Origin of the sequence: Dechloromonas sp. ZY10 (assembly GCF_041378895.1) — a bacterium.
GTDB classification, from domain to species: domain Bacteria; phylum Pseudomonadota; class Gammaproteobacteria; order Burkholderiales; family Rhodocyclaceae; genus Azonexus; species Azonexus aquae.
On the sequence record NZ_CP144212.1, the window covers coordinates 2,967,472 to 2,988,763 of the forward strand.

Sequence of the window (21,292 nt, forward strand, 5' to 3'; positions counted from 1 at the left end):
AATGCGCACGGTGGCATCCCGTCTGCGAAGCATCGGTCTGATCTGCGGCCTGGCCGGGATCGTGCCGTTGTCGCCGGCCGTCACCGCCGCCGATATTCCCGAATATGGAATGAAGGCCATGCTGTTTTACCGCCTCAGCCAGTTCGTCTATTGGCCAGGCGGCGAAAAGCCCGGCCCGACTCCGACGCTTTGCATCGCCGGCAGTAATCCCTTTGGCAACGCCCTCACCCAGATCGCCGGCAATGCCGGCGCCGAGGTTCGCAGTGCCGGCAGCGATCCGGTCGGCTGCCACCTGATTTTCATTGCCCGCAGCGAACAGCCAGCGCTTGAGCGCTGGTTGCAACGGGCCGAGCAACGGCGCGTGGTAACAGTTTCGGACATCCCCGGCTTTGCCCGCCAGGGCGGCATGATCGAACTGCCGCTCGAGGGCGAGCGGGTAGCGATCCTGGTCAACCGACGCAACGCCCAGAAACAGGGGTTTGAATTCAACACCCAGCTACTGCGCCTGGCACGGGGGGTTGAATGAACTTCGGCCGCATCGGCAGCAGCCTGCACAACAAGCTGGTTGCGCTCTCCTTCTCGTTCCTGGTGCTGATCGTGCTACTGGTTTTTGCCTTGGTGCAGACCCAGCAACAACGCCTGCTGCAAACCCAGTGGAGCGAATCGCTGCACGCCCAGGCCAAGCTGCTGGCCACCAATCTGCATGCCGCCGTTGCATTCATTGATGCTCGCGAAGCCAACAACCTGCTCGACTCACTGGCCGCCAATCCCGGAATAGTTGCCGGACGGGTCCTGATCGGGGGGCGTACCTGGGCCGCCTATCAGCAGCCGGCTGCGACTCCGGTCGAATTCCCGGACAGCCTGCTCGACACCCAGTTTGGTAACGACTACCTGTTTGTCCGCGAACCCCTGATCCTGACTCCAGGCGAAGCCCCCACGGCCCATGTCGAACTGCTGGTTTCCCTCGCCCCTTACCATCGGACAATCGCCGAAACCCGGGTGGAAACCCTGCTGTTGCTGCTGGCGGCACTGGTTGCGGCACTGATCCTGACCCGTTTCGTACTCCGCCGCCTGACCGCCCCCATCGAACACCTCAACCAGATCGTCGCCAGCATCTCGGAACGCGGTTCGCTGGCCGAGCGAGTCAAAGTGGAGTCATCCGACGAAATCGGCCGTCTCGGACACGCCTTTAATGGCATGCTCGAGCGCCTGCAGGTACGGGACGGCGAGTTGGCACGCTACCGGGAAGACCTGGAAAAACTGGTTGAACAGCGAACCGCCGCATTGCAACAGGCGACCCGCGAGGCGCGCGAAGCCAGCCAGGCCAAATCGGCTTTCCTGGCCCGGATGAGTCACGAAATCCGGACCCCAATGAACGCCATCGTCGGCCTCTCGCGAATGGTGCTTGAAAGCGAATTACCCGAATCGCAACGCGAACACGTCGAGCAGATTGTCCACTCGTCGGATGCTCTGCTCGGGATTCTCAATGATGTCCTCGACTATTCAAAAATCGAAGCCGGGCGCCTGACGCTGGAAAAAACCATTTTCCCGCTGGACAAGGTGCTGCAGTCATTGCGCAGCATCTTTGCCAGTAAAGCACGGGAAAAGGGCATTACCCTGAACATTTCGGTTGCGCCGGATGTCCCCCCCGTGCTGCAGGGGGACCCGCTACGCCTCGGGCAGATTCTGATCAATCTGGTCAGCAATGCCCTCAAATTTACCGAAACCGGTGAAATTTCCGTATCGATCCGCTGCCTGGAGCCGTGCAGTGGATCGCAAATCCGGCTTGAATTCGCGGTCCGCGACACCGGCATCGGGATTCCGGCAGAAAGCCAGGCCCAACTCTTTTCGCCGTTCACCCAGGCGGACAACAGCATCACCCGCCGCTTTGGCGGCACCGGACTGGGACTGGCAATCTGTCGGCAACTGGCTGAACTGATGGACGGAGAAATCCATCTCGCCAGCACTCCCGGCACAGGCAGCACTTTTTCCTTCAGCGCCCGGTTGACCGTGGTTGATCAGGTGAGTCCGGCTGCCTTCCCGGGTTCAGCAGTAAAGTACGCGCCGGAGGCGGCACTGCCGAATTGGGCAACGCGGCGCATCCTGCTGGTCGAAGACGTAGCGCTTAACCGCAAGATCGCCGAAGCTCTGCTGAAAAAAGTCGGCGTCCAGGTCGAAATCGCGGTCAACGGGGCAGAAGCTGTCGACCGTCTACTGCAGAGCGATCCGCCGGCCATCGATCTGGTCCTGATGGACATCCAGATGCCAGTCATGGATGGCTTGACGGCCACCCGCAAGCTGCGGGCAATCCCTCGTTGCGCCACCCTCCCGATCATTGCCATGACTGCGCACGCGATGAGTGAAGACCGCGAGGAAAGCCGCGCGGCCGGGATGAACGAGCACCTGGTCAAGCCCATCGTGCCCGCCGACCTGTATGCCGCACTGGCCCGCTGGCTACCGCCGGACGCCTAGACTGGATCGGTCTCGACCGAAGGCTGGGCAGCGTCGACCGCATCCGGCGCCAAATCCTCCCAGATGCAATCGCAATCGTGACGCGGCGCGTCCAGCAAAGCCGGCTTTTGCTCTTCCTGAGCCAAGCACTCGCCCTGGCAGGTCTCGGAAACCACCACCACCTGCATTTCGGGATCAACCCGACGTTCGCCGTCCCAGTAACTGCAGGTCGCACAAACCTTGACCTCGGTCGGCAGAATCAATTTTTCAGCCATCTCATCCTCGATGGAAAACCCTTTTGAACTCAGGGCTAAGAGTTTACCTGCTTACAGAAGTTCCCAGTATATTTGCTCGTTATAATGAAGCTTTAGTTTCGTGCAATAACATGAACATCCAAGACTACATGCAGACCGTGGGCCGCCAGGCACGGGCCGCTTCGCGCCGCCTGACGATGGCCACGACCGCTGAAAAGAATGCCGCGCTGATGCACATCGCCAGCGCCATCCGTCGCGAAAAAGCCGCCCTTGTGGCCGCTAACCGGCTGGATCTCGACGCCGCCCGCGCCAACGGACTGGAGCCGGCCATGCTGGATCGCCTGACCCTGTCCGAAAAGGGCGTGGAGTCGATGGCCGAAGGCGTCGAACAAGTGGCCAAGCTACCCGACCCGGTCGGTGAAATCCGCGACATCAAATTCCGTCCGTCCGGCATCCAGGTTGGCAAGATGCGCGCGCCGCTCGGCGTCATCGGCATCATCTACGAAGCCCGCCCCAACGTGACCGCCGATGCGGCTGCGCTGTGCCTGAAGTCCGGCAATGCCGCCATCCTGCGCGGTGGTTCGGAAGCCATCAACAGCAACCGTGCGATCGCCGCCCTGGTTCAGGAAGGCCTGCAAGCCGCCGGCCTCCCCGCCGAATGCGTGCAGGTGATCAACACCACCGACCGCGCCGCCGTCGGCGAACTGATCACCATGCGCGAGTTCGTCGATGTCATCGTCCCGCGCGGCGGCAAGGGCCTGATCGCCCGCCTGCTGGCCGAAGCCCGCGTGCCGATGATCCAGCACCTGGACGGCAACTGCCACGTCTATATCGAAACCGACGCCGACCCGGCCAAGGCGCTGAAGATTGTCGAGAATGCCAAGACTCAGCGCTACGGCACCTGCAACACCGCCGAATCGCTGCTGATCGACCGCAGTATCGCTGCGGCCCAGTTGCCGGCGATTGCCGCCATGCTCACCGGCAAGGGCGTCGAAATCCGCGGCTGCGCTGAAACCTGCGCGCTGGTCCCCAACGCGCAGGCAGCCAGCGAAGAGGATTACTACACCGAGTTTCTGGCCCCGATCATTTCGGTCAAGGTGGTCGATGGCTTCGATGAGGCCGTCGCGCACATCAATCAGTATTCATCGCACCACTCGGAAGCCATCGTCACCCAGGACCATTCGAAAGCGATGCGTTTCCTGCGCGAAGTCGACTCCAGTTCGGTAATGATCAATGCCTCAACCCGCTTTGCCGACGGTTTCGAATACGGCCTCGGTGCCGAGATCGGAATTTCGACCGACAAGATCCATGCTCGCGGACCGGTCGGTCTTGAAGGCCTGACCAGCGAAAAGTGGATCGTACTCGGCGACGGACACGTTCGCGCCTGAGTCGACACCAACCGCGTCCGCATGCCTCCAATCCCCGCTACCGAATCGCTGCAGCATGCGGAGCGCCTGACCAGCCATCGCGATCATGCGATGCTCGACTGCGGGCTGGTCAGTTCGTTGACCAGCATGCTTGGTCGCGGCCGGCGGCGGGTCAACGTCCAACTCTACCGTACGGATATCGACGACGAACTCCTGCACATTACGCAGACGGCCAGTTGCAACGGTGTCGAACAGGACCACAACGAATACTTGTGCGAGCCGGAAACCCTCCCGGAAGCCATGCAACGGGCGATCAGCCTGCATGTCTTCCATACCGAAATCCAGCAGGAAGGACGGCGCAGCATGCACTGCTGCTGGTTCCCGGTCGTCGCCGACAATCGCCTGCTGGCCTGTATCGAAATCCGCTGCAGCCGGGCACTGAGCATGCGCCAGTTGCAGATGATCCACGGCATGCTCGGGCTCTACCGCAACTACCTCCAACTGCTCAACTACAGCCAGCACGATTCGCTGACCGGACTGCTCAACCGCAAGACCTTTGACGACAGCCTTGAGCGCATCCTGCTGAATACGCCTCTGCTACCGCCCCGCGACAACGAACAGCGACACCCGGAGGACAGCGTTGGCAACAGCTGGCTGGCGATCCTCGACATTGACCATTTCAAGCGGATCAACGACCAGTACGGCCACCTCTTCGGCGATGAGGTGCTGATTCAGGTTGCCCGGCTGATGCGCCGGCTGTGCCGCCGTACCGACAAGCTGTTCCGCTTCGGCGGCGAGGAATTCGTGATTGTGATCCAGCAAATCGGAGAGAACGATGTTGCCCGCCTGCTTGAACGCCTGCGGGCGACGGTCGAACAAAATCCAATCCCGCAAGTCGGGCAAATCACGTTGAGCATCGGCTATACCCAGCTCCACCCCGATGACCAGGCCTCGGTCGCCCTCGGACGCGCCGACCATGCGCTGTACCACGGCAAACAGCACGGCCGCAACCAGGTCAACCGTTACGAAACCCTGCTCGCCCAAGGCGAGGTCTGCACCCCGCTGCTCCACGATGACGTCACGCTGTTCTGACTCCAAAACTCCGGCCACTGGCTGGCAGGCGATTGTCGCCGCCCCCGGTTTTGCCCTCGGCGTGCGCTGCGACGACGATAGCCTGCACCTGATTGAATTTCTCTCTCCACAACCCGCCCAGGTGCCCGACCGACCGCTAGCCGCCGAAGCTGCCCGGCAACTCGAAGCCTGGCTGGACGACCCGGCCAGCCCGTTTTCACTTCCCTTGCTGGCACAAGGCACCCCCTTTCAGCGCCGCGTCTGGCAGGAAATTTCGGAAATCCCGCTGGGGCAGACCCGGAGCTACGGTCAACTGGCAAAAAACCTTAAAAATGCACCGCGTGCTGTCGGCCAGGCTTGTGGTGCCAACCCCTTCCCGTTGCTTATCCCCTGCCACCGCGTACTCGCCGCCCATGGCGGACTCGGCGGCTTCAACCGCCAAGGTGGTGGATTCCTGCTCGACATCAAACGCTGGCTGCTCAGACATGAAGGCGCCACCTGCGACTGAACTCGACGAGATCGACCGCTTCTGCGACGGTCTCTGGCTTGAAGATGGCCTGTCGCGGGCAACGCTCGCCAGCTATCGCTCCGACCTCAAGCACCTGGCCGGCTGGCTCGCCGAAAATGCCAGCGAACGCCTGCTCGATGCCAGCGAGACGACGCTGATCGGCTTCGTCGCCGAACTCTCGCGTAGCACCCGCACCAGTTCGCAAGCTCGCTACTTGTCGACACTACGGCGTTTTTATCGCTGGCAAATCAGCCGTGGCCGCCTGCGCCAGGACCCGACCCGGCAACTGAGCAACCCGGCGCGAGCATCCCGCTTGCCCAAGACCTTGAGCGAAGGGCAGGTCGAAGCGCTGCTGGCAGCCCCGGATACCGGCACACCGCTCGGCCTGCGTGACCGGGCGATGCTGGAAACCATTTACGCAACAGGCCTGCGGGTTTCCGAACTGGTAAATCTCAAGCTCTTCGAAATCAGCCTCAACGATGGCGTCGTCCGCGTCACCGGCAAAGGCGGCAAAGACCGCCTGACCCCACTGGGCGAACTCGCCACTGAATGGATCACCCGCTATCAAAACGAGGCACGCGGAGAAATTCTCGCCGGCCGCCAGGATGACGCACTGTTCGTCACCGGCCGAGGTCATGCAATGACCCGCCAGGCCTTCTGGCAATTGGTCAAACGCTACGCGCTGACTGCCGGTATCCCGCCCGAGCGCCTATCGCCGCATGTGTTGCGGCACGCCTTCGCCACGCATCTGCTCAACCATGGCGCCGATCTGCGCGTCGTCCAGCTTCTGCTCGGCCACGCCGACATCTCGACCACCCAGATTTACACCCACGTTGCCCGCGAACGGCTCAAATCGCTACACGCCAGCCACCACCCGCGCGGCTGATACCGGACCGCCGTTGGGCCAGGCATCGGCAGTTTTGTAAAAATGCCCGCACCGAGACCCGCAGTGGGGAGTACACTCAAGCCACAAGCTGGACCAGGGAGGATGGTGCGATGCCCGTTTACATCTGCAAATGGCTGTTGCTGCTGCTAATCGCCGGCCTGTCTGCCTGCGGCCGCCAGGAACCGCTGATGATCGGCCTGATTGCCGGTCTCTCCGACCGCGGCTCGGACTTTGGCGAAAGCGTGCGCAACGGGGTGATTCTTGCCGTTGAACAACAAAATGCCGCCGGCGGTATCAATGGCCGCATGCTCGAACTGGTTATCCGCGACGACGGGCAAAATCGCGAACAAGCTGCCCGCGCTGCCCGCGAGTTGATCGCACTGAAACCGGAAATCGTGATCGGTCCGGTCACCAGTTCGATGGCGACAGTCGTCGTACCGCTGATGAATGAAGCCGGACTGACACTGATCAGCCCGACCGTCGCCGCCCCCGACTTCGTCGGCCTCGACGATCAGTTCTTCCGTGTCAACCGCAGCACCCGCACGGCTGCGGAACACCACGCCGAAATCCTGTTTGGCCGCGGTGCCCGCCGCACCGCGCTGGCCTACGACACCAGCAATGGACCTTACTCGCATACCTGGGTCGCGGCGTTCCGCGACAAATTCACTGCCCTGGGCGGCCAGGTCAGCGCTGCCGTCGCCTTCGCATCGTCGGCCCAGACCGGCTTTGCCGGCGTGATCAAGGAAATGCTGCGAAGCCGTCCCGATGCGCTGCTGTTCGTCGCCAGTTCGCTCGACACCGCCCGCCTCTGCCAGCAAGCTCGTCGACTGGCACCGCAATTGCCGCTGAGCTCTACCGAATGGGCCGCCTCCGGTGAGTTCCTGGTCGAAATGGGCGGCGAGGCGGTCGAAGGCCTGCTCATTGCCCATGCTTACAACCGCAACGACAACGGTGCTTTTGAAACCTTCCGCCAGGCCTACCGGCAGCGCTTCCAGCGCGAGTACGGCTCCTTTTCGCCACTCGCCTTCGACACAGCCAACATCGTCTTCAGCGCCCTGCGCAAGCGCCAGCCTGGACAAACCATGAAAAGCGCCCTGCTCGGTAGCGGCCCCTATACCGGCCTGCAGCAGGAAATCCGCTTTGATGCCTGGGGCGATGCCAGTCGCCAGGTCTATTTCACCGAAATCCGCAACGGCCAGTTCAAGCAACTACAATGATCCGCTCCCGGCTTCGCGAATGGCGTTTGTCCAGCTATCTGGCCACCCTCCTGACACTCACCTCGGTGCTCAGCTTCGCCTTGGTCGCCTCAGCTTTTCTGCTGACGCGGATTCCCCAGCTCGAAGAGGAAATCCGCACCCGGGCCGAGGGTAATGCCCGCGATCTGGCGGCACGAATCGAACTGCAGCTTGGTTCGCTGCAGGAACAACTGGCGATGCTCGGGCTGGCTTTGCCGCCCCGCGGCGAATCCAGTTCATTGCTTGAACGTGCCGTCGGCCCGGGCCAGACCTTCCGGGCGCTGTATCTGGTATCACCGCGCGGCAAGGTCGAAGGTGCTGGTCTGGCCCCCGCCTACCGCCATCTGCAAGCCGAAGTAATCGGCAGCGACCTGGCTGCCGTCGCCCTGTTTCGGGAAGTACGCCAAAAAGGGCAGGCCGTCTGGAGCGGCAAATACCTGTCGGCACTGACCGGTGCCGTCACCATTGGCCTCGGCCGGCCGCTGCCGGATGGCCGGATCCTGATCGGCGAAATCCCGCTCGCCTACTTGCTGGATATTGTCAAATTCAATCTTGGCACCGAATCCCGGGCAATCTGGGTGATCGATCAACGCGGCGACCTGCTCGCCGATACCGAATCGGAACAGACCCGGGGCCTCAATTTTTATTCGTCGCCGCTGCTTCAGGCGATCCTCAACGAACAAACCCTGCCGCGTCAGTTCGATTTCGATGGCAACGCCCATTACGTTGGCGGAGCCCGTTCGCAAACCCTTGGCTGGTCCTTCGTTGCGCGTCTGCCCGCAGGGCTGAACAATCCGGAAATCCGGATGACGGTGCTGATTGTCTGTGGCGGCTTCCTGGTTTCGCTCCTCATTGGTACCGCCACCGCGCTGTACGGTGCCGCCCGACTGCAGCGCCCCTTGCAGCGCATTGTCAGCCAGACGCACGCGGTGGCACAGGGCGAAAGCAACGGCGACTGGCCGCGCGGCCAGATTATCGAGTTCAACCATCTTTCGGCCGATATTGGGCGAATGGCTGCCAGCCTCAGCGAACGCGAGCAAAAATTCCTGGCCATTTTCAACGCCTCGCCGATTCCGCTGCTTTTTTCCAATCTTGGAGACGATGCACGGATTGCGGATGTCAACAACGCCTGGATCGCGCAATTCGGTCATACGCGCGCCGAGGTGATCGGTCGTACCGGGCTTGAAATCGGCATCTGGGAATCGCCGGAAATCCGCAGCCAGGTCCTTGCCACGGTACTCGACGGGCACAGCAGCGTAGAAACCATACTCCGCAGCAAAAACGGCGACCGCCTGCGCTGTAAGGTAGCCGCCCAGTTATTCGAAATCAGTGGCCGACGCTACCTGATCTGGGTCCTTGAAGACATCAGCGAACTCCGCCGCATCGAACAGGAATTGCGACTGCTCAACACTAGTCTGGAAGCTCGTGTCGCCGAGCGTACCGCAGCGCTGTCGCAAGCCAAGGAAGCCGCCGAAGCGGCCAATCGGGCAAAGAGCGCTTTTCTGGCCAACATCAGCCATGAGATTCGCACCCCGCTCAATGCAATCGGCGGCATGGCCCACCTGATCCGCCGGGGCGGCTTGCCACCCGAGCAAGCCGCCCGCCTCGACAAACTGGAGGCGGCCAGCCGCCATCTGCTCGAAATCATCAATATGGTGCTCGATCTGTCGAAGATTGAAGCCGGCAAAATGCAGCTCGAAAGCCAGCCATTCCGGCTGGAAATGATCTTCGCCAACATCTGCTCGATGCTCAATGAAAAAGCCCTGGAGAAAGGACTGCACCTGCACTACCAGTTGCCACCGCGACTCCCCCGGCTGCTCGGAGACCCGACCAGGCTGCAACAGGCACTGCTCAACTTTGCCGGCAACGCGATCAAGTTCACCGAGCAAGGCGAGGTCGCCCTCAGTGCAGAAATCCTCACCCGCGAAGCTGACCACCTGCAATTGCGCTGCAGCGTCCGCGATACCGGCATTGGCATTGCACCGGAGGTACAGGCCCGGCTATTCCAACCCTTTGAACAGGCCGACAGTTCGACCACCCGCCGTTACGGTGGCACCGGACTGGGCTTGGCAATCGCGGCCCGCTTCGCCGAAGCGATGGGCGGCACGGCCGGTGTCAGCAGCGTTCCCGGCGCAGGCAGCCACTTCTGGCTTGAGGTTCGGCTGGCACTGGCCCCGGCAGAAACCGAAGCTCCCGGCACCCCGCCCGAGGAAATCGAAGCGGCGCTCCGCGCGCTGGCACCGGCCTGCCGGGTGCTGCTGGTCGACGACGAACCGATCAATCGTGAAATCGGCCTGATGCTGCTGGCCGATGTCGGCCTTGGTGCCGACCTTGCCGGCGATGGACTGGAGGCTGTAGCCCGTGCCACCGATCAGGCCTACGACCTGATCCTGATGGACATGCAGATGCCGCAACTCGACGGACTTGGCGCCACTCAGCGCATTCGCGCATTGCCACAACATCGCCACACACCGATCGTGGCCATGACCGCCAATGCCTTCAGCGAGGACCGCCAGCGCTGTTTCGCCGCCGGCATGACCCACTTCATCGCCAAACCGATTGATCCGGCTGCCTTCTACCAGTTACTGCTTGGAATTCTGGAAAGCGAAGGGCAAAGCAAAAACACTCCGTTTTCCGGTTGACCGTGAAAATAAAAGCCGGCAGCGCGATAATCACCCTCCGTTTTCTTTTTTCACCGAAGCAGCGTCATGAGCAAGCCGGATCACGCCCCCGAAACCCCAGCGACCAAATTCCTCAAAGCCCACAAGGTGCCCTATTCCAGCCATCTTTACGCTTACGAAGAACACGGCGGAACCCGGGTTTCGGCACGTGAACTGAATGTCGATGAGCACGCGGTAGTCAAGACGCTGATTTTTGAAGACGAGAACGGCAAGCCACTGATCGTGCTGATGCACGGCGACTGCAAGGTTTCAACCAAGGAACTGGCCCGCCAGATCGGTTGCAAAAAAATTGAACCGTGCAAGCCGGAAGTCGCAAATCGCCACAGTGGCTACCTGGTTGGAGGCACCAGCCCGTTCGGGACCAAAAAGGCGATGCCCGTATATCTGGAAAAAGGCATCCTTGACCTGCCGCTGATCTATATCAACGGCGGTCGCCGCGGCTATCTGGTCGGCGTGCATCCGCACGACATCGTGCGTACGCTGGCGCCCAAAGTGGTCGCAGCAGCGCTGGCCGACTAAGCCCCTAGCCTCGCCACCAACGTGGCAGATGCAAGCCGGGCAACGATTACCGGAGGTGCTCGTAAAGCGTGGCCCTGCCCAAGCGGTGCTCCGCAACGCCTAGCCGATTAGCAATAACAATCGAATTTATTCCATAAATTGATTGGCGCTATTTGACGCCGACCCGTAAAGTCTCTTCATCCAAGGAGAGCCATCATGAGCCAGATCGTTCTGCAACACTACACCCGCCCGGCTAACCGCCGCCATCTGTGGATCGGACTTGCGCTCAGCCTGGTCGCCGTAACTCACCTTGGAGCCGGCATAGCAGCCTGGCTGACAGCGCATCCGCAAGCTGCAGCTGGCCTGCAGGCCAGCCTGTTCGCCGGGCTGGCCACAGGAATCGGGGCCCTGCCCTTGTTCTTTCTCCGCCGTCCGGCAGCCAGCTCGCCGGCACTGCTACTCGGCGTGGCCGGGGGGATGATGCTTGCTGCCAGCGTCTTTTCGCTGCTGGTTCCGGCGCTCGAAATGGTTGCCGCAGCCTCGCGTCCCGGCTTTGCCGGTGCCGCCGTCGCACTCGCCCTGCTGGCCGGGGCTGCCGGGATGCAGCATTTTGACCGCCGTCTGCCGCATACCCATATCGAACCGCAGCAAGCGCCCCCCCTGCAGCGGGCGCGCGTGCCCAACGCCGGCCTGATCGTTGCCGCGATTGCCTTGCATAACCTGCCGGAAGGCCTCGCCGTCGGAGTAGCCGCAGCCGCTGGCGCCGACCATGGAATCAGCCTCGGGATCGCCCTGCAGAACATCCCGGAAGGCTGGATCGTTGCCAGCACCCTGCTGGCACTGGGTGCCAGCCCTTGGCGGGCAGCCGGACTGGCGCTTGCCACTGGTCTGATCGAACCGCTGGGCGGCCTGGTCGGAGTGATTGCTGCCAGCCTCGCCGGCGCGGCCCTGCCGCTGGCCCTGTCCGCTGCGGCTGGCGCGATGTTCTGGGTAGTCGGACACGAACTGGTCCCGGCGGCGCAAGCCGGTGGCCGGGCACGTACCGGCAACTTCGGATTGCTCTGCGGTTTTGCCGCGATGACCTGGTTGAGCAGCCTGTTTTAGCCTGAGTACCGCCGCCCGAATTCAGACTTCGCCAGGTTGCGGGCACCATCCCGAGCGGGCGGGGAAAACAGCACAGGACTCCAGCCGGCCAGCCCCGGGAAGATTCCGGATTTAGCGAAGGGACAGTTCACAAATAATTCACGAACCTTGGCCGGGGTCAGGCGTCGATAGTTCATATCCACCCACCGACAGGAGACTCACCATGCCGCACCGTGCCGTGATCAAGATCATCGAAGGACGCTCCTTCCTGACCTCCACCCCGGAAAAAAGCGTTCGCGCTGTCGCCGCCCACATGCGTGACAATCGCAGTGGCGCGGTACTGGTTGTAGCGCCCGACGACGGCCGGCTGCTGGGCATCTGCACCGAGCGTGACCTGACCTTCAAGGTCCTCGCCGCCGGTCTCGATGCCAGCACCACCCCGGTTGGGACGGTGATGACCTGCAACCCGGAAAGCATCGGCCCGGACAGGCTATTTGGCCACGCGCTGCACCTGATGCATGAAGGCGGCTTCCGCCATCTGCCGGTGGTGATTGCCGATGGCCGTCCGATTGGCGTGATCTCGGCCCGCGATGCGCTGGGCCTCGAACTGTTCGATTTTCGCAATGAACTTGAGCAGCGCGAAGCCTTGAGCGAAATCCTGTAAGTGCGTGGGCGGCGATGCCGCCTGTCACGGTCGACCCGCCGCCGGGCCAAAAATGCCCGGCGCCTTTTTCTGCCCGCCACCCAGCCGGCGCTTAGACCGAACGCTCGATGGTCACGCCAACGCGCTTGACTCCGGGCATCATCCCCAGCTTGGCGACCGAAACACGTACCCATTGCGCGGCGAAGTTTTCCAGCAAATAGGTGGCAATGTGCTCGGTCAGCTTTTCCAGCAGGTTGAAATGCGCCGCCGCCAGGTCCTGGCGCAGGCGCTCGACCACCACTGCGTAATCGACGGTATCGCGGATGTCGTCGCTGGCCCCGGCCGAGGTGGTCGAGACACCGATGTGCAGGCTGATCTCGACCGTCTGCGGCATGGCCTTTTCGCGCGGGTAAATGCCGATCCAGGTCTCGGCGCGCATTTCTTCGATGAAAATGATGTCCATGAGGCAGTCGACCGTGGTCGAGGTGTAAAATTCGGCGCGATTGTACCCTGCCTGTACCTCAGGGCAAGGCCAACCCACCCCAAGATCAGAACAATACCCGCCCACCATGCAAACCGCCCTCGCCCTCGTCGCCGCCTACCTGCTCGGCTCCGTCCCCTTTGCGATGCTTTCGTCAACGCTGTTCGGCCTCGCCGATCCGCGCAGCTACGGCTCGGGCAACCCCGGCGCAACCAACGTGCTGCGCAGCGGCAACAAGAAAGCCGCATTGCTGACGCTGATCGGCGATGCGCTCAAAGGCACCCTCGCCGTCATCGTCGCGCAACAGGCCGGAATGAGCGACAGCCAGATTGCCCTGGTTGCGCTCGCCGTCTTCCTCGGCCACCTTTACCCGGTCTTTCTCAAGTTCAAGGGCGGCAAGGGCGTTGCCACCGCCGCCGGCGTGCTGCTCGCGCTCGACCCGCTGCTCGGTCTGGCGACCGTCGGCACCTGGCTGCTGGTCGCCTACGTTTCGCGCTACTCCTCTCTTGCCGCGCTCTGCGCTGCGGCTGCCGCGCCGCTTTATTCAGCACTGATGCACGGCGCCAGCACCCAGACGGTAATCGTTGGCGTCCTTGGCATGGCGCTGATCGGCAAGCATTGGCAAAACATCCAGCGCCTGCTCGCCGGCCAGGAAACGAAGATCGGCAGCAAGAAAAAAGGCTGATCGCACACTGCATTCCATTCCCGTGCAGCAGCGAGGCTGCCGCCAGTGCCGGCGGGCAACGAACCGGCAGGGAAGGTTCAGCCGCGCGTCGAGAAGAAGCGCTCCACCCCGTCGACCTTCGGCTGACTGACCGGCGTCGAATACAGGAAAGGCCCCCTGGGCTCGGCGGGATCGACCTTGCGCAACTTGGCCAGCGCCTGCTTCTGCGCCGGACTCAGGCTCTGTCCGATCCGGGCGAAAGCCATGGCGTAGAGATACGACAACTGACCGTCGAGTTCGCCGTAACGGCGCGACAAGCTCAATACCCGCTGCCGGTCGGCCCGCTCACCATCAAGCAAACGGCGCAGTTCGCCGGCAATTTCGCGGCGCACCCGGGCAATTTCCTGCAATTCGTTGCGCTGCGCGCCCGGCAAGGCGGTCAGCGATTGCCGCTGGTTCTCGTTCAAGACGGCCAGCAACGCCTCGCCGCTATCACCGGTCAGGCGGGTGCTGATCGAGTAATCGCGCTTGCCCATCGCCGGCGCCGTTTTCATCCCGAAGCCGCCGAAATACATCCCGTGCCGCTCGGGACAGAAATAGGTGTCGGCAGCCAGCGAACCGGCATACCAGGAAAACATCTCGCTGGCGTAAGTCATCACCGCCACGTGCTCGCCATGACTCATGCTGCGCCGGTCAAGCGGCTCGGGCAACTCGGGCCAGGTTGCCGAATCGCCGAACTTGAGTCGCGCCAGAGCCTGTTTTTGCGCCGGGCTGAGACTGCGCAGAATCGCGGCCATCGTCTCGGCCCGCGCATAGGCCAGCTTGCCGTCCAGTTCGTAAAGCTCGGCCGAGTACTTGAGGATCGCCGCCCGGTCGAGGCTGTGGCGACCAGCCGGCAAATGCCCTTCTAGATTGAGTCGGAAGGCCTGAATCAAAGGCAGGCGCAACTCGGCAAAGCGCCGGATATCGTCCTGCTGCGCCTTGGCCAGCGCCTGCAACCTGGACTTCTGTTCACGGTCGAGAATCGTCAGCAGGTTGTAGGCAATCCGAGTCAGGAAATGTGTATTGTGACCGCCCTCGCGAGCATCAATATCGCGCAAATATTGAAAGCCGAAATAGTCGGACACCTTGCCCGGCGGCAAAAAAGTGTCGTAGCCGAAATCGCCGGTCAGGAAAGCCAGTGCGTTGAAGGCGATGGTGTTGAGCTGGGCACGGTCCGACATTGCCTGTTCGAGCGAATATTTGCTGCCCCCGGACGCCGGGCGCTCGGCCCCCGGATCGCCCGCCTGCTGCCCGCGCTCGGGCCGGGCCCGCAAGCCACCGGCAGCTTCGACGCAGGTGGCCGCAACCATGCCATCGCGAGTCTGATGCTGCACACGCTCGCCCGCCTGCTTGCCGCGACAATCGGCATACGCCTGCGGCGGCGGCTCGCGCATCTCCGCAGGTGCCGACCGAGCCGGCTGGGCGACGGCCCAACTCGTCGCAAGCGCAATCCCCAAACCAACGATAAGCTGCCGCTGCTGCATTTTTTCCTCCCCGATTGACGGCAGTCCGCCGGATACGATACGCCCCAGCAACCAGCCAAACGCACCCGCTGTTTGCTCACCTTTGCCTGCCGCCGAAAATTGCCTGTTAGCACCGTCGACCGTAGCACGGAACGCTGCCCCCGGTTACACACCGGCACATAGCCGCCCTTGCCTCTCTCCCGGCTTTTCGGACAAAATATAAGCGTTCAATTATATAAACCACTCAGGAAGAACAGCCATGTACAAGACCGTTGTCGATAGCAGCATGCAAATCAAGGTAAATGCCGGCAAGTTCGAAGCCGATTACGCACTCGATGGCTCAGCGATGAATCCGCTGGAAGCCTTTTACGCCTCGCTCGCCGCCTGTGCGGCCGTATTTACCAAGAAGGCATGCAAATCGCTGGGCATTTCGCCGGTCGGCGTCGAGATCGACTGCAAGCCCTTTGCCGGCCCCGGCGGCCCGCTGACCCTGGGCAAGTTCCGCACCGAGGTCCGCTTCCCGGCTGCATTCACCGCCGAACAAAAAGCTGCAATCATCGACAGCATCGAGCACTGCGCGGTCAAGGAAATCGTCAAGACCGGCGCCAGCATCGAATTCCAGGTTGCAGAAGCGGCCTGATCCAGCCGCCGCTTGCACCGCACCGGGTTCCCCCTTTCCCGGCTCGCGGTGGCAAAAAAGCCCGCCTGCGGCAGCAGTGCGGGCTTTTTTGCGCTGACCGGCGGCGCGCGGCCTGCCGGATGAAGCGGACTCAGGCGCTGGCGATGCCCTGCAGCAGTTGCTGCAGTTCGCCGGCCTGATACATCTCTTTCATGATGTCACAGCCACCGATGAACTCACCCTTGATGTAGAGCTGCGGAATGGTCGGCCAGTTGGCGTATTCCTTGACGCCCTGACGGATTTCTTCGTCGGCCAGCACGTTGACCGTGACAAAGTCGTTCACGCCGCAGAGCTTGAGGATCTGCACGGCGGTGGCGGAGAAGCCACACTGCGGAAAGCGGGCATCGCCCTTCATGTAGAGGACGACCGGGTTGGTGGTGACGGTTTCTTTGATGCGCTGTTGAACGTCGGACATGCTGACTCCAGATTTAACGATGGCCGACACTGACGCGGTCGATACCCGCGAGGTCGGGATGGGTTTGCGCCGCTTTGAACCCGGCGGCAGTCAATAAGTTCCGGCTGGCGGCCCCCTGATCGTAGCCGTGCTCGAACAGCAAGCAGCCAGCGGTCGTCAGGTACCCGGGCGCAGCGGCAACGATCTCGCGGATGCAGGCCAGGCCGTTGCCGCCCTCATCCTGATCGGTGAGCGCCAGCTGCGGCTCGAAGGGCAGGCCGTTCAAGGCCAAATGCGGGTCGCCGGCGGCGATGTAAGGCGGGTTGGACACGATCAGGTCGAAGCGCTCGCCGGCCAGCGGCGCGAACCAGCTGCCGGCACGGAAGTCGACGCGAGCACCAAGGCGGCCGGCGTTGTTGCGGGCCACCGCCAGTGCGTCGGGCGACAGATCGACCGCGACCACCTCGGCCAGAGGAAACTCCAGCGCCAGCGAAATCGCGACAATGCCGGAACCGGTGCCGAGATCGACAATGCGGGGACGCCGCCCCGCCGGCTGCTCGGCCGCCGCCGTCGACTCCTGCGCGGCCTGCCAGGCCTGCAGCCGCTGCAAAGCCAGTTCGATCAGCACCTCGGTTTCCGGGCGCGGGATCAAGACATCGGGCGAGACCTGGAACACCCGGCCGCGAAACTCGGCCTCGCCGACCAGATAGGCCAAGGGCTCGCCGGCGGCCCGGCGCTCGACCCATTCCAGGTACTGTGCCAGCGCCGGCGCGAGCACTGGCGTTTCCGGCCGCGCCAGCAGGTCGGTATGGCTGCAGCCGGTGGCGTACTGCAGCAGCAACCGTCCATCGAGCCGGTCGATCCGGCCGCGCGCTGCAGCCAGGGCTTCGCCGAGAGTCATCGTCAGTTTTGTTCTGCCAGTTCGGCGAGCAGGTCGGCCTGATGTTCGGCCGCCAAGGCGTCGAGGACTTCGTCCATGTCGCCTTCCATGATGCTGGCGATCTTGTACAGGGTCAGGTTGATGCGGTGGTCGGTGACCCGGCCCTGCGGGAAGTTGTAGGTACGGATGCGCTCGGAGCGGTCGCCGGAGCCGATCAGGCTCTTGCGCGTGCTGGCAATCTTGCTCTGCTGCTCGCGCAGCTGGATGTCCTTGATCCGCGCCGCCAGCACCTTCATCGCCGACGCCTTGTTGGCATGCTGCGAACGGCCGTCCTGGCACTCGGCGACGATCCCGGTCGGCAGGTGGGTGATGCGCACCGCCGAATCGGTCTTGTTGATATGCTGGCCGCCGGCACCCGAAGCGCGGAAAGTGTCGATGCGCAGATCGGCCGGGTTGAGGTTGACGTCCTCGACCTCGTCGGCCTCGGGCATCACCGCGACGGTACACGCCGAGGTGTGGATGCGGCCCTGGGTTTCGGTTTCCGGCACGCGCTGCACGCGGTGTCCACCGGATTCGAACTTGAGCCGAGAATAGGCGCCATAACCGCCGATCCGGCAGATCACTTCCTTGTAGCCACCAAGGTCGGATTCGCTGGCCGACATCACTTCGACCTGCCAGCGCTGGCGCTCGGCGTAGCGCGAGTACATGCGGAAGAGATCGCCGGCAAACAGCGCCGATTCGTCGCCGCCGGTACCGGCACGGATTTCGAGCAGCACGCTCTTGTCGTCGTTGGGGTCCTTGGGCAGCAGCAGCTTTTGCAACTCGACCTCAAAACCGGGCAGACGGGCGCGGGCGGCGGCAATTTCCTCTTCGGCAAATTCCTTCATGTCCGGGTCAGCCAGCATCGCCTCGGCCTCGACGATATCGTTTTCTGCCTGGCGGAAGGCGTTGAACTGCAGCACCACCGGCTCGACCTCGGCCCGCTCGCGGGTCAGCTTGCGGAACTGGTCCATATCTTTGGCCACATCCGGCGCCGCCAGCAGGCGGTCGATTTCATCAAGGCGGTCGACCAGCAGGTCGAGTTTCTGGCGGATGCTGGCTTTCATGGAGGACAGGCCAAAAGGGAAGAGAACAGAGGCAGCGGGCCAAGCGGCCCACAGGCGGCGGCAGAAAACTGCACGGGGCCGGTATTTTACCCGGAATCGCCAGCCGCCTCCCGCCCCCGGACAAAACCATTCCCCCGACAGGGGAACTTTCGCGGTGGGCGCAGTCCAATGCCCTCTTGCCCCTCGAAGACAACAAGAAAAATGCTGATCAGCGCGAATCGCCAACAACTTCAGGAAATTCTCGACGAAATCATGGCCAGCATGGCCATTGTCGAACCCGACGAGCAGGGCAGCTTCCGCCTGCTCGCCGCCAACGCTCCTTTCTTTGCCATGCTCGGCCAGCCCTATGCCCGGCCGCTACCGGAAGCAACGCTGTACGACTACCTGCCAACCTACGCAGTCGATGAATTTCTCCAGACCTTGCGCCATAGTCTGGCCGAAGGGCGCCCCGAGGACTTCCGTCAGGCTTTCGACCAGCGCGGCCAGACCAGCTGGTGGCGGGTCCTGGTCAAACCATTGCGGGCGCTGGTCGATTGCCGGCCCAAAACCCGGCTGATCATCACCGCCACCGACATCACCGAAAAAATCGTCCTCGCCAACCAGTTGCAGACCGAGCAACAACGCTATCGCGGGCTGTTCGATACGGCTTACGACGGGGTCCTGACCATCGACCGCGAGCAGCGGATCAAGCTCAGCAACCGCGCCGCGCAGCAGCAATTCGGCTATAGCGGCGAAATCTTGCAGGGAATGGCGCTCGACCAATTGCTACCGGAGCGTTTCCGAGCCCGGCACGGCAGCTATATCCAGCAGTTTTCACACTCGCCGATCCAGGCCCGGCACATGTTCGAGCGCGGCGAGATCCTCTGCCTGCGCGCTGATGGCAGCGAATTTCCGGCTGAAATCAGCATTTCCAAAATCCGCATCGACGGCGAAACCGAATTCACCGCAGTGATTCGCGATATTTCCGAGCGCAACACGCTGATCCGCGAGCTCAAGCTGCGCGCCAACACCGACCCGCTGACCGGGCTGCGCAACCGGCGCTCGGCGGTCGAAATGGGGCAAATCCTGTTTGACGGTCACGGCCGCAGCGGCCGGCCGCTATCGGTCTTGATGCTCGACCTCGACCACTTCAAGCAGGTCAACGACCGCTACGGCCACGCCGGCGGCGATGCCGTGCTGCAGCGCGTAGCCCAGGTGCTCGACGAGGAAAGGCGCAAGGGCGACCTGCTCGCCCGCATCGGCGGCGAGGAATTCCTGTTCCTGCTCGCCGACACGCCCCGCGAGGCTGCGGGTGTTTTTGCCGAGCGCCTGCGCCAGCGCATCGAACACGAAGCGATCTGTGTCCAGCCCGGCGCGCCCGCCATCGGCATTACCTGCAGCATCGGCATCGACGGCATTCGCGAAGGCGACGGCTGCCTCGAAAACGCCATCGAACGCGCCGACCGGGCGCTGTATCGGGCCAAGCATGCCGGACGCAATCGGGTCGCCGGACTGGAGGACTAAACGCTGGCCGGCGCCGGAAAAAACCGGCGCTGCACACGGTCGACCGTAAATCGCGGGAAAAACCGCTCAGTGAGCGTCTGGGTGCAAGTGGAACAAGCGCGAAGCTGCCGTCTGCAACTGGCTGCGGTCCTCGCCTTCGGCCAGGTTCAGGGTTTGCGTCGGCGCGTGCAGGAATTTGTTGGTCAAGCGCTGCGACAACTGCTCCAGCACCTTTTCCGGATTCTCGCCCTTGGCCAGCAGCTTCAGCGCGTGCTCCATCTCGTGCCGGCGCATCCGCTCAGCCGCATCGCGCAGGCCGCGAATCACCGGCACCGTCTCACGCGACTGCAACCAGCCAAGGAATTCGCGGACCCGTTCGCCGATGATGCCTTCGGCTTCGACCACTGCCGCCTGACGCGACTCCAGGCCGCTGGCGACGACCTGCGCCAGATCATCGACGGTATACAGGAAGACATCATCGAGTTCGCCGACTTCCGGCTCAATATCGCGCGGCACGGCCAGGTCAACCATGAACATTGGCCGATGCCGGCGCGCCTTGATCGCCCGCTCGACCATGCCCAGGCCGATGATCGGCAAGGGGCTGGCGGTGCAGGAGACGACAATGTCGTGGCGCGGCAGATGCTCGGCCAGTTCGTCGAGGCGGATCGCGCTGCCGCCGTATTGCTCGGCCAGCGCCCGCCCGCGCTCGACGGTGCGATTGGCGATGGTGACCTGCTTGGGCTTTTGCGCACAAAAATGTGCAGCGCACAGTTCGATCATTTCACCAGCACCGATGAACAGCACGTTCTGTCCGGCAATCGAGGGAAAGATGCGCTCGGCCAGATGCACGCCGGCAGCGGCCATCGACACGATGTTGGCGCCAATCGCGGTGGTCGTGCGCACTTCCTTGGCCACCGAGAATGAGCGCTGGAACAGCTTGTGCAGCTGCGTACCCAGGGTGCCGCTTTCTTCGGCGGCGCGCACCGCGTCCTTCATCTGACCGAGAATCTGCGGCTCGCCGATCACCATCGAATCGAGGCCGGAAGCGACGCGGAAGGCGTGGCGCACGGCATCCGGTTGATCGTGGGTATAGAGATAAGGCGCCAGTTCATTGCGCTCGACCTGATGAAACTGCGCCAGCCAGTCGATCACCACCTCCGGCGATTCGGCCGCACAGTAAATTTCGGTGCGGTTGCAGGTCGACAGGATGGCGACTTCCTTGACCGGACGGTTGCGCGTCAGGTCAGCCAGCGCATGCTGCAACTTGTCGGCGCCAAAGGCCACGCGCTCGCGGATGGCGAGCGGCGCGGAATGATGGTTGAGGCCGAGGGTAAAAATCACCGGTCGAGGTTCTTCACTGGAATCGGGCGGCGATTATAACACCCGACGGGCAGGGGCATTTTTGATGCAAATGCCCCTGCCTT

21 protein-coding genes are annotated in these 21,292 nt (G+C 62.7%); 14 read left to right on the forward strand and 7 right to left on the reverse strand.

What is annotated here, in order from left to right; genetic code table 11:
- Window position 1: 1 nt before the first annotated feature.
- On the forward strand, window positions 2-526 hold the full coding sequence (locus tag VX159_RS13550; protein WP_371323414.1) for a YfiR family protein: 525 nt from the start codon (window positions 2-4) through the stop codon (window positions 524-526).
- Window positions 523-2,472: an ATP-binding protein gene (locus tag VX159_RS13555; RefSeq protein WP_371323415.1), complete on the forward strand. Its 1,950-nt coding sequence runs from the start codon at window positions 523-525 to the stop codon at window positions 2,470-2,472. Before VX159_RS13550 ends, VX159_RS13555 begins: the two co-directional genes overlap by 4 nt.
- Here VX159_RS13555 and VX159_RS13560 read toward each other — a convergent pair.
- Window positions 2,469-2,726 (reverse strand): hypothetical protein, encoded by a 258-nt coding sequence (locus VX159_RS13560; protein ID WP_371323416.1) that lies wholly within the window; start codon window positions 2,724-2,726, stop codon window positions 2,469-2,471. The genes VX159_RS13555 and VX159_RS13560 overlap by 4 nt on opposite strands.
- 110 nt (window positions 2,727-2,836) lie before the next feature.
- On the opposite strand from VX159_RS13560, the gene VX159_RS13565 reads away from it, so the two are divergent.
- The 9 genes from VX159_RS13565 (at window position 2,837) to VX159_RS13605 (ending at window position 12,698) form a co-directional block, all read left to right on the forward strand.
- Complete coding sequence (locus VX159_RS13565) at window positions 2,837-4,093, forward strand: glutamate-5-semialdehyde dehydrogenase (RefSeq protein WP_371323417.1); 1,257 nt, start codon at window positions 2,837-2,839, stop codon at window positions 4,091-4,093.
- A 21-nt stretch (window positions 4,094-4,114) separates the two neighbouring features.
- The gene (locus VX159_RS13570) at window positions 4,115-5,164 is read left to right on the forward strand and encodes a GGDEF domain-containing protein (RefSeq protein WP_371323418.1); all 1,050 of its coding nucleotides are present in this window, start codon (window positions 4,115-4,117) and stop codon (window positions 5,162-5,164) included.
- Complete coding sequence (locus tag VX159_RS13575; protein ID WP_371323419.1) at window positions 5,145-5,651, forward strand: methylated-DNA--[protein]-cysteine S-methyltransferase; 507 nt, start codon at window positions 5,145-5,147, stop codon at window positions 5,649-5,651. Before VX159_RS13570 ends, VX159_RS13575 begins: the two co-directional genes overlap by 20 nt.
- Window positions 5,629-6,537 carry a site-specific tyrosine recombinase XerD gene (gene xerD / locus VX159_RS13580; protein ID WP_371323420.1) on the forward strand — a complete coding sequence of 303 codons (909 nt, stop codon included), beginning with the start codon at window positions 5,629-5,631 and terminating at the stop codon, window positions 6,535-6,537. The genes VX159_RS13575 and xerD overlap by 23 nt, the downstream gene beginning before the upstream one ends.
- Before the next feature lie 110 nt (window positions 6,538-6,647).
- Window positions 6,648-7,754, forward strand: a complete 1,107-nt coding sequence (locus VX159_RS13585; protein WP_371323421.1) for an ABC transporter substrate-binding protein — start codon at window positions 6,648-6,650, stop codon at window positions 7,752-7,754.
- Window positions 7,751-10,414, forward strand: coding sequence for an ATP-binding protein (locus tag VX159_RS13590; protein WP_371323422.1), 2,664 nt, complete (start codon window positions 7,751-7,753; stop codon window positions 10,412-10,414). Before VX159_RS13585 ends, VX159_RS13590 begins: the two co-directional genes overlap by 4 nt.
- A gap of 66 nt (window positions 10,415-10,480) precedes the next feature.
- A complete protein-coding gene (gene ybaK / locus VX159_RS13595; RefSeq protein ID WP_371323423.1) occupies window positions 10,481-10,972 on the forward strand; it encodes a Cys-tRNA(Pro) deacylase in 492 nt (163 codons plus the stop codon).
- 195 nt (window positions 10,973-11,167) lie between these two features.
- Window positions 11,168-12,055 (forward strand): ZIP family metal transporter, encoded by an 888-nt coding sequence (locus VX159_RS13600; protein WP_371323424.1) that lies wholly within the window; start codon window positions 11,168-11,170, stop codon window positions 12,053-12,055.
- Between the two features lie 202 nt (window positions 12,056-12,257).
- Window positions 12,258-12,698 (forward strand): cyclic nucleotide-binding/CBS domain-containing protein, encoded by a 441-nt coding sequence (locus VX159_RS13605; protein WP_371323425.1) that lies wholly within the window; start codon window positions 12,258-12,260, stop codon window positions 12,696-12,698.
- 91 nt (window positions 12,699-12,789) lie between these two features.
- On the opposite strand, the gene VX159_RS13610 is transcribed toward VX159_RS13605, so the two are convergent.
- A complete protein-coding gene (locus VX159_RS13610; protein ID WP_290896996.1) occupies window positions 12,790-13,140 on the reverse strand; it encodes a dihydroneopterin aldolase in 351 nt (116 codons plus the stop codon).
- Between the two features lie 106 nt (window positions 13,141-13,246).
- Between VX159_RS13610 and plsY the strand changes: the two genes are divergently transcribed.
- Window positions 13,247-13,843, forward strand: coding sequence for a glycerol-3-phosphate 1-O-acyltransferase PlsY (gene plsY / locus VX159_RS13615; RefSeq protein WP_371323426.1), 597 nt, complete (start codon window positions 13,247-13,249; stop codon window positions 13,841-13,843).
- A 77-nt stretch (window positions 13,844-13,920) separates the two neighbouring features.
- Here the strand turns inward: plsY and VX159_RS13620 are convergent, their stop codons facing one another.
- On the reverse strand, window positions 13,921-15,348 hold the full coding sequence (locus tag VX159_RS13620) for a hypothetical protein (RefSeq protein ID WP_371323427.1): 1,428 nt from the start codon (window positions 15,346-15,348) through the stop codon (window positions 13,921-13,923).
- A gap of 238 nt (window positions 15,349-15,586) precedes the next feature.
- On the opposite strand from VX159_RS13620, the gene VX159_RS13625 reads away from it, so the two are divergent.
- Window positions 15,587-15,967 carry an OsmC family protein gene (locus VX159_RS13625; protein ID WP_371323428.1) on the forward strand — a complete coding sequence of 127 codons (381 nt, stop codon included), beginning with the start codon at window positions 15,587-15,589 and terminating at the stop codon, window positions 15,965-15,967.
- A gap of 130 nt (window positions 15,968-16,097) precedes the next feature.
- Here VX159_RS13625 and grxD read toward each other — a convergent pair whose 3' ends face one another.
- From grxD to prfA, 3 genes are read right to left on the reverse strand one after another with little or no spacing between them, the layout of a single operon-like run.
- Window positions 16,098-16,421: a Grx4 family monothiol glutaredoxin gene (grxD, locus tag VX159_RS13630; RefSeq protein WP_371323429.1), complete on the reverse strand. Its 324-nt coding sequence runs from the start codon at window positions 16,419-16,421 to the stop codon at window positions 16,098-16,100.
- 13 nt (window positions 16,422-16,434) lie between these two features.
- The gene (gene prmC / locus VX159_RS13635) at window positions 16,435-17,301 is read right to left on the reverse strand and encodes a peptide chain release factor N(5)-glutamine methyltransferase (RefSeq protein ID WP_371323430.1); all 867 of its coding nucleotides are present in this window, start codon (window positions 17,299-17,301) and stop codon (window positions 16,435-16,437) included.
- Window positions 17,302-17,303: 2 nt separating this feature from the next.
- Window positions 17,304-18,386, reverse strand: coding sequence for a peptide chain release factor 1 (gene prfA, locus VX159_RS13640; RefSeq protein WP_371323431.1), 1,083 nt, complete (start codon window positions 18,384-18,386; stop codon window positions 17,304-17,306).
- Window positions 18,387-18,587: 201 nt separating this feature from the next.
- On the opposite strand from prfA, the gene VX159_RS13645 reads away from it, so the two are divergent.
- On the forward strand, window positions 18,588-19,889 hold the full coding sequence (locus VX159_RS13645) for a diguanylate cyclase (RefSeq protein ID WP_371323432.1): 1,302 nt from the start codon (window positions 18,588-18,590) through the stop codon (window positions 19,887-19,889).
- A gap of 66 nt (window positions 19,890-19,955) precedes the next feature.
- Here VX159_RS13645 and hemA read toward each other — a convergent pair whose 3' ends face one another.
- Window positions 19,956-21,209, reverse strand: a complete 1,254-nt coding sequence (hemA, locus tag VX159_RS13650; protein ID WP_371323433.1) for a glutamyl-tRNA reductase — start codon at window positions 21,207-21,209, stop codon at window positions 19,956-19,958.
- Window positions 21,210-21,292 lie beyond the last annotated feature (83 nt).